Below are 12,201 nucleotides of genomic sequence, written 5' to 3'. Positions count from 1 at the left end.
GGCCGCGGTCGCGTTGCAGGCGCTCTGGATGGATCTTGCGCACCAGATCGAGATCTGGTGCGCATGAATGTGGCCCCCACGCTCCCCCACTGCGTGTGGGTCGCTGCCCCCCGAGGGGGCCGCAGGCCGGCTTGGGGCGGCCCGGCGCCGGCCTGAATGGCCCCCACGCTCCCCCACTGCGTGTGAGTCGCTGCCCCCCGAGGGGGAGGTCGCAGGCCGCCCGTCTGCGCGAAGCGCGGACTTCGCCGCGCCAGCGGCCCGGCGCCGGCCTGGGCCCGCACGCCGGACATCCGACGCAAGCTTGATCCCAGTCAATCCGCGCCGCGCGGGTCTGGCCGAGACTGGAGGCCTTCCCATCTGGAGACCTCATCATGTTCAAGCGAATCCTGGTCGCGACCGACGGCTCGCCCCTTTCGGAGAAGGCGGTCGAGACCGCCATCGGCCTGGCCCGGCAGCATGGCGCCGAGCTGGTCGCCTTCACTGTGGCCCGCAGGCAACCCAAGAGCTACATGGAGGGCACGACGGTCCTTGAGGCGACCGAGAGCGAAAGCATCGAGAAGAAGCGCTTCGAACATGCCCAGGCCATGGTCGACGCGATCGGCGAGCGCGCGGGCGCGAGCGGCGTGCGCTGCGAAGCGCTCGTGGCCCATTCCAGCCAGGTTGCCGAATCGATCATCGCGGCCGCGCAGAAGCATGAGAGCGACCTGATCGTCATGGCCTCGCATGGCCGCCGGGGCATCGGACGCCTGCTGCTGGGCAGCGAGACCCAGCATGTGCTCACGCATTCCGCCTTGCCGGTGCTGGTGCTCCGATAGCGCCGCATGAGGGAAGAAGTCAACCAGGCGGATGCGGCCGCCATGGCCGATGCGTTGCGGGCGCTTGCCGCCGGATCGGGCCTGAGAAGCTGGCAACTGGCCGGCCGTGAGCTGTTGCCGGTGGTGCAGGGCGGGATGGGGGTCGGCGTCTCGGCCGGCGGCCTGGCCGGCACGGTCGCCGGCCTCGGCGGCATCGGCACCGTGTCGTCGGTCGACCTGCGGCGCCTGCACCCGGACCTGTGGGCGCAGACCTCGCACCTCGAGGCCGAGCCCGATGCCGGCCAGCGCATCGACGCCGCCAACCTCGAGGCGCTGGGCCGCGAGATCGCGCGGGCGCGCCGGCTCGCCGGCGGACGCGGCCTGATCGCCGTCAACGTGATGAAAGCCCTGACGGCCTATGAGTCGCAGGTGCGGCACGCGCTGGCTTGCGGGGCCGATGCGCTGGTGGTCGGCGCCGGCCTCCCGCTGGACCTGCCGGACCTGGCGCGAGAGCACCCGCAGGTCGCGCTGATCCCGATCCTGTCGGACGCGCGCGGCGTCCAGCTGGTCGTGCGCAAGTGGGAGAAGAAGGGGCGCCTGCCCGATGCCATCGTGATCGAGCATCCGCGCCTTGCGGGCGGCCATCTCGGCGCCGCCAAGGTGGGCGACCTGAACGACCCGCGCTTCGAATTCGATGTCGTGCTGCCGCAGGTGCAGGCCTTCTTCAAGACCGCGGGCATCGAAGGCCGCATTCCGCTCATCGCCGCTGGCGGCGTCGAGAGCCTCGACGACATCCGCCGGCTGCAGTCGCTCGGCGCCTCGGCGGTCCAGCTCGGCACCGCCTTCGCGGTCACCGCCGAATGCGATGCCGACCTGGCGTTCAAGCGCGTGCTCGCCGACGCCAGGCCCGAGGACCTGGTCGAATTCACCAGCGTGGCGGGCCTGCCTGCGCGCGCCGTGCGCACGCCCTGGCTGGCCAAGTACCTGCGGCTCGAGCCGCGGCTGATGGCCAAGGCGCACCGCGAGACCGAGTGCACCATGCGCTTCGACTGCCTGGCCCATTGCGGCCTGCGCGACGCCACGCCGGGCTGGGGCAAGTTCTGCATCGACAAGATGCTGGGCCACGCGCTCGCGGGACACACCGAGCAGGGGCTCTTCTTCCGCGGTGCGGGCCGGTTGCCCTTCGGCGACCAGATCCGGCCGGTGCGGGACCTGATGCGATGGCTTCTGGGCGGGCTGCTGCCCGCCGCCGAGCCCGGCACGCCTTGCGCGGCGGCGGCCTGATTCCGTTCTGGCGCGGGGCCTTCAACGGCCTGCTGCTCGGCCTCAACACGCTGGTGGGTGTCGCCCTCATGCTGCCGCTCGCCGCCGTCAAGCTGGCCGTGCCGGCAGCCCCGGTGCGCACGGCGTGCGACCGGGCGCTGAACGCGCTGGCCACGGGCTGGGTCGCGCTCAACAACCGCTGGATCGCGGCTGCCTGCCCGGCACCGTGGACCTTGCACGGCCTCGACGGGCTGAAGCCGGGTGGCTGGTACCTGGTGTCCTGCAATCACCAGAGCTGGGTCGATATCCTGGTGCTGCAGCGGGTCTTCCACGGCCGCATTCCCTTCCTCAAGTTCTTCCTGAAGCGCGAGCTCATCTGGGTGCCGGTGATCGGCCTGGCCTGGTGGGCGCTCGATTTCCCGTTCATGAAGCGCGGCCGAGGCCGGGGCGCGCGGCGTGGCGACCTTGCGGCCACCCGCAAGGCCTGCGAGAAATTCAGGCGCATTCCCACGGCGGTCATCAATTTCATCGAGGGCACGCGCTTCACGGCGGCCAAGCATGCCGGCCAGAACAGCCGCTACCGGCACCTGCTCGAACCGAAGATCGGCGGCCTCGGCGTGGCGCTGGAGACCATGGGCGAGCAGTTCGAATCGATGCTCGACGTCACCATCGTCTACCCCCAGGGGCCGCCCAGCTTCTGGACGCTGCTGTCCGGCCGGCTGGAGGCGGTGACCGTCGACGTGCGGCGGCGCGAGATTCCGCCGGCGCTGCTCGAAGCCGATGCCCTGGGCGACAAGGCGCATCGGCAGCGCCTGCGCCAATGGACCGAAGGGCAGTGGGCGGAGAAGGATCGGCTCATCGCCGCATTGTTGAAGGAGCAGATGCATGTCGCTGGACCCTGAAGTCCTGATCGTCGGCGCGGGCCCGACCGGCCTGGCCATGGCCATCGCGCTGGCCGATGCCGGCTTCGCTGCGACCGTGCTCGACCAGCAGTCGCGCGACGCGCTGGCCGCACCCGCGGAGGACGGCCGCGAGATCGCGCTGACGCATTCCAGCGTCGAGACCTTGCGTGCACTGGGCCTCTGGCAGCGGCTGCGGCCCGAGGAGATCGGGCGCATCCGCGAGGCCCGGGTGACCGATGGCGGCGGGCATGACGCCGCCCTGCATTTCAAGGCCCGCGACCCGCTCGGCTGGATCGTCCCCAACCATGCGCTGCGACGCGTCAGCTTCGAGGCCGCGACCGAACGGCCCGGACTGAATCTGCGCACCCGGTCGCGGCTGCTGCGCGTCATCACCTCGGCCGCGCAGGTCGAGCTGGAGCTCGAGCACGGCGAGGCGGCGCTGCCGGAGTCATTGYACGGGCAACTCCTCATCGCTGCCGACAGCCGCTTCTCGTGGGCCCGCCGCCAGCTCGGCATCGCTGCCGACATGCAGGACCTCGGCCGCACCATGATCGTCTGCCGGATGCGCCACACGCTGCCGCACCGCGACGTGGCCCATGAGTGCTTCGGCTACGAGCGCACGCTGGCCATCCTGCCGCTGGCCGGCGACATCTGCTCCGCGGTGCTGACCACCGACACTGCGGCCGCGGCGCGGCTGATGGACTTGCCCGGCGGCGAATTCGCTGCGCTTGTCGAGGCGCAGTTCGGTGGCCGGCTGGGCTCTATGAGCCTGCTCGGCGATCGCTATCCCTATCCGCTGGTCACGGCCTTCGCGCGCCGATTCAGCGCCACGCGCAGCGCGCTGATCGGCGACGCCGCGGTCGGCATGCATCCGGTCACGGCGCATGGCTACAACCTCGGGTTGCAGAGCGTCGCAACGCTGGCCCACGCGCTGTGCGATGCGCGCGCGGCCGGGCTGGACATCGGCGACGCCGGCGTGCTGGCCGGCTACGGCCGCAAGCACCGTCGCGATGCCGCCGTGATGTACCACGGCACCAACGCCGTGGCGAAGCTCTTTGCGAACGACGGCGCGCCGCAGCGGCTGGCGCGCCAGCTGATCCTGCGCGGCGCGCAGCACCTGCCGCCGCTGAAGGCCGCGATCACGGCACGGCTCACCGGACGTGGCGGGCTCCGGCTGCCGACGCTCAACGGCGCAGCAGTTCGTCGCTGATGATGATCTTGCGGACCTCCGTGGTGCCGGCGCCGATTTCGAGCAGCTTGATGGCGCGATAGAGCCGGTTGACTTCGGATTCCCAGATGTAGCCCGTGCCGCCGTGGATCTGCATCGCCTCGTTGAGCACCTTGTTCATGGTCTCCGAGGCAAACATCACGGAGGCGGCGGTGATCATGTGGATGTCGCCGCGCCCGCCGCCGCCGATCTCGAGATCGTTGGCCGCGCGCAGCGCCTGGTAGGTGAAGACGCGCATCGATTCGATCCACACGTACATGTCGGCCAGCTTGGCCCGGATCATCTGGAAGTTCGAGATCGGCTGGCCGAACTGCTGCCGGGTGCGCGCATAGTCGAGCGCCAGTTCGAGCGCGCGCTCGCAGATGCCCAGGCAGATCGGCGCGATCATGGCGCGCTCCAGGTCGAGCCCGCTCATCACCACCTGCACGCCGCGGTCCTCCTCGCCGACCCGGTTGCGCGCCGGAACGCGGCAATTCTCGAACACCAGCTCGGCCGTCTGGCTGCCGCGAAAACCCATCTTGGTGAGCTTCTGGGCCACCTTGAAGCCGGCGCTGCGGGTGTCGACGATGAAGGCCGAGATGCCCTTGGCGCCGCGCTCCTTGTTGGTCTTGGCGTAGACCAGCACCACATCGGCCACCGCGCCGTTGGTGATGAAGATCTTGCTGCCGTTGAGCAGGTAGTCGTCGCCGTCGCGCGTGGCCGTGGTGCGCATCGAGCCCAGCGCATCGGAGCCCGCGCCGGGCTCGGTCAGGCCCAGTGCGCCGATGGTCTTGCCGCTGCACAGGCCCGGCAGGTAGGCCTTGCGCTGCGCCTCGTCGGCGTTGCGGTAGATGTTGTAGAGGCACAGGTTCTCGTGCGCCACCCAGCTGAGCGCAAGCGCGTGGTTCCAGCGCGAGAACGCCTGCACCACCAGCCCGCTGGCGAAGAGATCGAGGCCGGCGCCGCCATAGACCTCGGGCACCGGGATGCCGAAGTAGCCCGTGGCGCCGATCTGCGCGAAGGCCTCGGGCGGCCACCACTCCTCGTTGTCCATGCGGCTGGACAGGGGGTAGAGCTCGTTGCGCGCGAAGCGATCGGCCTGGTCGAGGATCTGCTGCTCGTCGTCGGACAGGCCCGAGAAGCGCTGGGCGGCGCCTGGAGCGGAAGCGGTGGTGTTCATGGGTCTCCGGGGGATGGAAAGAAAAAGGACGGAAGGCGGTTCAGGCGGCGTGGCCGCCACGCTCGGCGAATGCGGCGACACGGGCGGCGAAATCGGCGCTGGCGGCGCAGCGCAGGAAGGCGGCCTTCTCGCGCGCCAGCTGCGCCTGCAGGCCTTCACGCGACTGGACGGCGGTCAGTTCCTTCAGCTCGCGCACCGATTGCGCCGGCAGGGCCGCGAGCTCGCGCGCGCAGCGCTGCGCCTGGGCGTCGGCACGCTCGGCGTCGACGATGCGGCTGATCAGCCCGAGCGCCAGCGCTTCTTCCGCATCCATCGTGCTGCGCAGCGTGAGCAGATCGAAGGCGCGCGCGGCGCCCAGGCGCTGCGTCAGGCGGAAGCTCAGGCCGCCATCGGCGGGCGCGCCGAGCTGCGCGTAGGCCGTGACGAAGCGCGTGCCGCGCGCCGCCAGCACCATGTCGCAGGCCAGCGCCAGCGAGATGCCGCCGCCGGCCACCGCGCCATGGACGCTGGCGATCACCGGGACCGCGAGGCGATTCAATGCCATCACGCTGGCGTGGAAGCTGTCGATCATGCGGGCGATGAACGCAGGCAGCTCGGACCGGTGCGCATGCATCGCGGCCACGTCGCCGCCACCGCAGAACGACCGGCCTTCGCCACGCAGCACCAGCGCCCGCACGCCCGGCGCGGCAGCCACCGTCTCGATCGCGCGATGCAGCGCCTCGGCGGCTRGATAGTCCAGCGCATTGAGCGCATCGGAGCGGTTCAGCGCGATCGTCGCGACTTCGTCGTGGAAGTCGATGCAGACGGGGTCTTGCGTGTCCATGGGTCTCCGGAGGTGTTCCACATCAAGTTGACCTTGACTCAATAAAGTCCGTTGATGCGGTGCCAATGAGACACCGGTTGGCTTCGTTTGAGAAGGGATGAAATGCTAGGTTTAACCCTAAGACAGTGAAGAGAGACGGGAGATGTTCCGGCGGAGGAATTCAAAGAACAATAAATTGAGTCAGGGTCAGAAAACTGTTGACAGGTGGAAATCGACGCCGCAATATCCGCCCCATAACCAGACGCCATGACCGGCGCGGAGACAAGCCTTGGAATCTCACCATCCCTCGTTCGGCCGGGGCCGTTGCCCATGTTGAGCATCACCAACCTGCAGGTGTTCTACGACCGTGCAGTCGAGGCCGTGCGCGACGTCTCGCTCGAACTCGACCAGGGCCGCATCGTCGCCTTGCTGGGCAGCAACGGTGCGGGCAAGTCGACCGTGCTCAAGGCGATCAGCGGCGTGCTCTATCCGGAAGACGGCGAGATCACGGGCGGTGCGATCCGCTACGACAACGCCTCGCTCGAACGCTGCGCGCCGCACGAGATCGTTCGGCGCGGGCTGGTCCAGGTGCCCGAAGGCCGAAGGCTGTTCGACACGCTCACCGTCGAGGAGAACCTGCGCATGGGCGGCTACCTGCGGCCCGGCACCGACGAATCCCAGGCGCTGGCCAACATCTACGCCCTGTTCCCTGCGATCGAAGCCCATCGGCATCGCGTGGCCGGCTACCTGTCCGGCGGACAGCAGCAGATGGTGGCGATCGGGCGCGCCCTCATGGGCGAGCCGAAGCTGCTGCTGCTCGACGAGCCGTCGCTCGGACTCGCGCCGCAGGTCATCGCGGAGATCTTCGACATCATCCGCCGCCTGCGCGACGAGCGCGGCCTGACGGTGCTGCTGGTGGAGCAGAACGCACAGCTGGCGCTCTCGCTCGCCGACTACGGCTACATCATGGAGCGCGGCCGGATCGTGCTCGACGACACGCCCGCCAAGCTGCTCGCGAACGACGACGTGAAGGAGTTCTATCTGGGCGTGCAGGCCGGCGGCCAGCGCCGCAGCATGCGCGAGATCAAGCACTACAAGCGGCGCAAGAGGTGGCTCTCGTGAGCGCGGCATTGCTCGAGCTGCAGGGCGTGGGCAAGCGCTTCGGCGGCCTCGAGGCCTTGTCGGGCATCGACCTGCGGGTGCAGCGCGGCCACATCTTCAGCGTCATCGGGCCCAACGGCGCCGGCAAGACCACGCTGTTCAACCTGATCTCGTGCCTGCTCGCGCCCAGCGCGGGGCGGATCGTCTTCGACGGCGAGGACATCGCGGGCGCGCCGGCCCACAGCCTCTCGAAGCGCGGCATCGCGCGCACCTTCCAGAACCTCGCCGTCTTCAAGCACGAGACCGTGATCGACAACATCCTGACCGGGCTGCATGCGCGGCTCACCACCGGCGTGCTGGGCGCGGCCGTGTTCTGGGGCTCCGCGCGGCGCGCCGAGATCGCCGCCCGCGAGACCGCGGAGGAGATCGTCGAGTTCCTCGAGATCGAGACCATCCGCGACCTGCCGGTCGGCACGCTGTCCTACGGCCTGCAGAAGCGGGTCGAGCTGGGCCGCGCGCTGGCGATGCAGCCGCGCCTGCTGCTGCTCGACGAAATGGTGTCGGGCATGAACMAGGAGGAGACCGAGGACATCGCCCGCTTCATCCTCGACATCCGCGAGGAGCGCAACGTCACGGTGATGATGATCGAGCACGAGATGGGCATCGTGATGGACATCTCCGACCACGTGTGCGTGCTGAACTTCGGCCGCAAGATCGCCGATGGCACCCCCGCCGAGGTGGCGGCCGACCCGGCCGTCATCGCGGCCTACCTGGGCGTTGCCGCGCCCGTCGCAGCATGAAGCCGGCGCAGACCTCCGACCACCGCGTGCTGGCCGATGCCGCACTGCCGCCCGGCGTGGCCGAGGGCCGGGCGACGATGCCGGGCCTGCTGCGCCATCGCGCGCGCCAGACGCCCGAGCGCATCGCCTTCCGCGAGAAGACGCGCGGCATCTGGCAGGGCACGACCTGGTCCGGCTACTTCGAGCACGTGCGCGCCTTCGCGCTGTTCCTGCAGCAGGCCGGCTTCGGTGCCGGCGACAAACTGGCCATTGCCTCCGACGGCACGCCCGAGTGGTTCATCGCCGATCTGGCGGCGCAATCGCTGGGTGGCGTGACGGTCGGCATCTATCCGACCAACCCCTGGCCCGAGCTGCAGTACATCGTTCGCCATTGCCGCGCCAAGGTGGCGGTGTGCGGCGACCAGGAGCAGACCGACAAGGTGMTCGAGGCGATGCGCCGCGACGGCGGCCTGCCGGACCTCGAGCGCGTGATCACGGTCGACTGGAAGGGCTTGCGCCACTACGACGAGCCGATGCTGATGCCGTTCGCGCAGGCGCTCGCCGAAGGCCGCGCACTGGCGCAGCAGGAGGGCCGCAGCGCCGCCTGGGAGGCCGTGCTCGATGCGCTCGATGCCGGCCAGGATGCGCTGATCGTCTACACCTCGGGCACCACCGGCATGCCCAAGGGCGCGCGCCTCTCGCACGCCGGCATCGTGTCCGACGCGGCGGCGCTGGGTGCGGTGCAGGGCTTCGCCGGCAGGCCGCTCACGGTGGTCTGCTACCTGCCGCTGTGCCATGTCGCCGAGCGCCTGATGTCGCCGGTGATGCAGCTGGTCTACGGCTCGATCGTCAACTTCGCCGAGTCGATCGACGCCGTCACCCACAACCTGCGCGAGATCGGCCCGAGCTTCTTCTTCGGCGTGCCGCGCATCTGGGAAAAGCTGCAGTACGAGATCCTCATCAAGTCGCGCGATGCGCGGCCGATCGCGCGGCGCGCCTTCACGAAGGCGATGGCCATCGCCACGCCGATCGCCGAACGCAGCATCGCCAACGGCGGCCGCGCGGTCAGCCGGCGCGACGCCTTCGTCGCCTGGCTGCTGCGGGTGACGGTGTTCAGCAACCTGCTGGCCGGCGTGGGGCTCGACCGCACCTGGGTCGCGATGACCGGCGGCGCGTCGATCTCGCCCTCGGTGATCCTGTTCTTCCGCGCGCTGGGCGTGCCGATCTACCAGATCTACGGCATGACCGAGACCAGCGGCGCCAGCCATTCGCAATCCGTCGCGCTGTCGCGCCTCGGCTGGTGCGGCCCGCTGCTGCCGGGGGTGGTCGAGCAGCGCGTCGCCGCCGACGGCGAGCTGCAGCTGCGCGGCGCGATCGTCTTCAACGGCTATCTGCACGACGAGGCGGCCACCCGTGCCGCCTTCGACGACGGCTGGCTGCGCACCGGCGACATCGTCGAGCTCGACGAGGCCACCGGGCAGGTGCAGATCGTGGACCGCAAGAAGGCCATCCTGATCACCAGCGGCGGCAAGAACATCACGCCCTCGCTGATCGAGAACGCCTTGAAGGAAAGCCTCTACATCAGCGAGGCCGTGCTGCTCGGCGACGGCAGGCACTTCGTCTCGGCCCTGATCCAGATCGACCTCGACACGGTCGGCAAGTGGGCGCAGGAGCGCGGCATGGCCTACACCACCTACGAGACGCTGGCGCAGCTCGAGGCGGTGCGCGAGCTCATCGCCGACGACGTCAAGCGCGTCAACGAGCGCTTCTCGCGCGTCGAGAGCATCCGCAAGTTCGCGCTGCTGAAAAAGCAGCTCGACCATGACGACGGCGAGCTCACGGCCACGATGAAGGTGCGCCGGCGGGTCATCGAGCAGAAGTTCGCGGCCGAGGTCGCGCACATCTACGGCGTCGAGAAAGTGACGGCCTGATGAACTACTTCCTGAACCTCGTCACCTCGGGCCTGGTGATCGGCGCGCTCTACGGCCTGGTCGCGATGGGCTTCGCCATTGTTTACCGCGCGACCGGCATGGTGAACTTCGCGCAGGGCGAGGTGATGATGCTGGTCGCCTACATCAGCTTCAGCCTGGCCACCATCCCGGGCATCGGCTTCGGCCCGCTGCTGGTGGCGGTGCTCGCGGTGTCGGTGCTGCTGGGCCTGGCGATCGAGCGCATCTTCATCCGCCCGATGCTCGGCGAGCCGATGTTCTCGCGCGTGATGGTGACCATCGGCCTCGCGGTCGTGATCCGCTCCACCGTGATCCTGATCTGGGGCGTCGAACCCACCGCGTTCCCGCGCCCCTTCGGCAACGCCGTGATCCGGTTCGCGGGCCTCGCGCTCTATCCGGGCCAGATCTTCGCGCTGGTCTCGCTGGCCGTGCTGTGCGGCCTGATGTGGCTCTTCTTCTCGCGCTCGCGCATCGGCATCGCGATGCGGGCGACTTCCAACAACGAGACCACCGCGCTCCTGATGGGCATCAACGTGAAACGCATCAGCGCCGTCGCCTGGGCGCTGTCGGCGGTGTTCGCGGCCTTCGCCGGCCTGGCCTTCTGCCTGATGTTCAGCCTCGAGCCCGAGATCTCGCAGATGGGCCTGCGCGGCTTTCCGGCGACCATCCTCGGCGGCCTCGACTCGGTGGTCGGCGGCGCCTTCGGCGGGCTGGTGATCGGCGTGTTCGAGAACCTCGCCGGCGGCTACCTGGGGCGCGGCCTCAAGGAGATCGCCGGCTTCGTGCTGATCATCGTGGTGCTGATGGTCAAGCCCTACGGCCTGTTCGGCCAACGTGAAATCGAAAGAGTCTGATGCGCAGCAGAACCTACCAGACCTCCTATGCCGGCCTGGTCGCCCTGGCTCCCCAGCGCGTCACCTGGTGCTGGGCGCTGGCCGGGCTCGGCCTGCTGCTGATCGCACCGGCCTGGTTCGGCGCCCACGGGCTCAACATGCTGACCAGCATCTTCGTGGTTTCGGTCGGCGTGCTCGGGCTCAACCTGCTGTCGGGCGTGGCCGGCCAGATCTCGCTCGGCCATGCCGGCTTCCTGCTGATCGGCGCCTACGCGCAGGCGATCCTGACGACCGACTACGGCGTGCCGTCGCTGCTGGCGATTCCGCTGGCGGGGCTGGTCGCGGCCCTCGCCAGCCTGATCGTCGGCGTGCCCTCGCTGCGGCTCAAGGGCCTGTACCTGGCGATCACCACGCTGGCCTTCACCTTCATCGTGCGCCACGTGGTGCTGTTCGCCGAGGGCATCACGCGCGGTTCGGCGGGCATGCCGGTCGAGCCGCTCAGCGTGCTGGGCGTGTCGTTCAAGGGCGACCAGCGCTTCTACTACGCGGCGCTGTTCTTCCTGGTGCTGGCGGTGTTCGCGACGCTGAACCTGATGCGCTCGCGGATCGGCCGCGCCTGGCTGGCCTTGCGSGACCACGACATCGCGGCGCGCGCGATGGGCATCGACCTGATGCGCTACAAGCTGCTGGCCTTCATGGTGAGCGCCTTCTACACCGGCGTCGCGGGCGCGCTGGTGGCCTTGCAGACGCGCTTCGTCAATGTCGACACCTTCAGCGTCCTGATCAGCATCGAGGCGCTGGCGATGGTGATCGTCGGCGGCATGGGCCGCATCCATGGCGCGATCCTCGGCGCGGCGCTGATCCTGCTCTTGCCCGAATTGCTGAACTTCGGCTTCGAAGCGGCGGGCGACGGCGTGCGCATGCTCATGGCCGACCGCATCTACGAGGTCAAGGGCTTGATGTACGGCGTGGTGATCCTGCTGTTCCTGCGGCTCGAGCCCGAGGGACTGGCCGGCATCTGGCGCAAGGCCAAGCGCTTCTGGGTGCAGTGGCCGCTGTCCCAATGACAACCGAATCACAACAGGAGACGACGATGGGCAAGCATGAAGGCAAGGCGATGGTGGTGCGTGCGTTGGCGGTGTTGGGCATGCTCGCGGCCGCGGCCGGCGCGCAGGCGCAGGACGTCGGCGTCACGGCCAGCGAGATCCTGATCGGCGAGGTGCAGCCGATGTCGGGCCCGGCCTCGCTGATCGGCAAGGCCGGCGCGGCGGGCTCCAAGCTCGCCATCGCCGAGATCAACGCCGCCGGCGGCATCAACGGCCGCAAGCTGCGCGCGATCTACGAAGACGACGGCTACGTGCCGGCGCGCTCGGTGTCGGCGGTCAAGAAGC

General features: G+C 69.3%; 12 protein-coding genes. 10 read left to right on the top strand and 2 right to left on the bottom strand.

The window, feature by feature from the left end:
- The first annotated feature begins 371 nt into the window (after positions 1–371).
- The 4 genes from AC1D2K_RS17940 to ubiM are packed head-to-tail and all read left to right on the top strand — an operon-like array spanning position 372 to position 4,169.
- Complete coding sequence (locus AC1D2K_RS17940) at positions 372–815, top strand: universal stress protein (protein WP_478090187.1); 444 nt, start codon at positions 372–374, stop codon at positions 813–815.
- Positions 816–821: 6 nt separating this feature from the next.
- Positions 822–2,078 (top strand): NAD(P)H-dependent flavin oxidoreductase, encoded by a 1,257-nt coding sequence (locus AC1D2K_RS17935; RefSeq protein ID WP_478090186.1) that lies wholly within the window; start codon positions 822–824, stop codon positions 2,076–2,078.
- The gene (locus AC1D2K_RS17930; protein WP_478090185.1) at positions 2,060–2,959 is read left to right on the top strand and encodes an acyltransferase; all 900 of its coding nucleotides are present in this window, start codon (positions 2,060–2,062) and stop codon (positions 2,957–2,959) included. Before AC1D2K_RS17935 ends, AC1D2K_RS17930 begins: the two co-directional genes overlap by 19 nt.
- Positions 2,943–4,169 (top strand): 5-demethoxyubiquinol-8 5-hydroxylase UbiM, encoded by a 1,227-nt coding sequence (gene ubiM, locus AC1D2K_RS17925; protein ID WP_478090184.1) that lies wholly within the window; start codon positions 2,943–2,945, stop codon positions 4,167–4,169. Before AC1D2K_RS17930 ends, ubiM begins: the two co-directional genes overlap by 17 nt.
- Here the strand turns inward: ubiM and AC1D2K_RS17920 are convergent.
- Together AC1D2K_RS17920 and AC1D2K_RS17915 are read right to left on the bottom strand one after the other, a co-directional pair.
- On the bottom strand, positions 4,144–5,346 hold the full coding sequence (locus AC1D2K_RS17920; RefSeq protein ID WP_478090183.1) for an acyl-CoA dehydrogenase family protein: 1,203 nt from the start codon (positions 5,344–5,346) through the stop codon (positions 4,144–4,146). The two genes, ubiM and AC1D2K_RS17920, sit on opposite strands and share 26 nt — an antisense overlap.
- A gap of 40 nt (positions 5,347–5,386) precedes the next feature.
- Entirely contained in the window at positions 5,387–6,169 is a 783-nt protein-coding gene (locus AC1D2K_RS17915; protein WP_478090182.1) for an enoyl-CoA hydratase/isomerase family protein, read from the bottom strand.
- 309 nt (positions 6,170–6,478) lie between these two features.
- On the opposite strand from AC1D2K_RS17915, the gene AC1D2K_RS17910 reads away from it, so the two are divergent.
- The 6 genes from AC1D2K_RS17910 to AC1D2K_RS17885 all read left to right on the top strand — a co-directional run.
- Positions 6,479–7,270, top strand: a complete 792-nt coding sequence (locus tag AC1D2K_RS17910; protein ID WP_478090181.1) for an ABC transporter ATP-binding protein — start codon at positions 6,479–6,481, stop codon at positions 7,268–7,270.
- Entirely contained in the window at positions 7,267–8,049 is a 783-nt protein-coding gene (locus AC1D2K_RS17905) for an ABC transporter ATP-binding protein (protein ID WP_478090180.1), read from the top strand. The genes AC1D2K_RS17910 and AC1D2K_RS17905 overlap by 4 nt, the downstream gene beginning before the upstream one ends.
- The gene (locus AC1D2K_RS17900; RefSeq protein ID WP_478090179.1) at positions 8,046–9,959 is read left to right on the top strand and encodes an AMP-dependent synthetase/ligase; all 1,914 of its coding nucleotides are present in this window, start codon (positions 8,046–8,048) and stop codon (positions 9,957–9,959) included. The genes AC1D2K_RS17905 and AC1D2K_RS17900 overlap by 4 nt, the downstream gene beginning before the upstream one ends.
- Positions 9,959–10,831, top strand: a complete 873-nt coding sequence (locus tag AC1D2K_RS17895; protein ID WP_478090178.1) for a branched-chain amino acid ABC transporter permease — start codon at positions 9,959–9,961, stop codon at positions 10,829–10,831. Before AC1D2K_RS17900 ends, AC1D2K_RS17895 begins: the two co-directional genes overlap by 1 nt.
- Positions 10,831–11,877 carry a branched-chain amino acid ABC transporter permease gene (locus tag AC1D2K_RS17890; RefSeq protein ID WP_478090177.1) on the top strand — a complete coding sequence of 349 codons (1,047 nt, stop codon included), beginning with the start codon at positions 10,831–10,833 and terminating at the stop codon, positions 11,875–11,877. The genes AC1D2K_RS17895 and AC1D2K_RS17890 overlap by 1 nt, the downstream gene beginning before the upstream one ends.
- Before the next feature lie 26 nt (positions 11,878–11,903).
- Positions 11,904–12,201, top strand: a 298-nt coding sequence (locus AC1D2K_RS17885) for an ABC transporter substrate-binding protein (protein WP_478090176.1), incomplete at its 3' end; no start/stop codon positions are given.

This window comes from Variovorax sp. P1_H12_2, from assembly GCF_056405335.1.
The sequence above is the reverse complement of the archived record's forward strand: the minus strand, read 5'-3'. Positions and strand labels throughout refer to the sequence as shown.

Coding starts and splice junctions, on each gene's coding strand:
- AC1D2K_RS17940 (WP_478090187.1), top strand. CDS start 372: ATGTTCAAGCGAATCCTGGTCGCGACCGACGGCTCGCCCCTTTCGGAG.
- AC1D2K_RS17910 (WP_478090181.1), top strand. CDS start 6,479: ATGTTGAGCATCACCAACCTGCAGGTGTTCTACGACCGTGCAGTCGAG.
- AC1D2K_RS17895 (WP_478090178.1), top strand. CDS start 9,959: ATGAACTACTTCCTGAACCTCGTCACCTCGGGCCTGGTGATCGGCGCG.
- AC1D2K_RS17935 (WP_478090186.1), top strand. CDS start 822: ATGAGGGAAGAAGTCAACCAGGCGGATGCGGCCGCCATGGCCGATGCG.
- AC1D2K_RS17920 (WP_478090183.1), bottom strand. CDS start 5,346: ATGAACACCACCGCTTCCGCTCCAGGCGCCGCCCAGCGCTTCTCGGGC.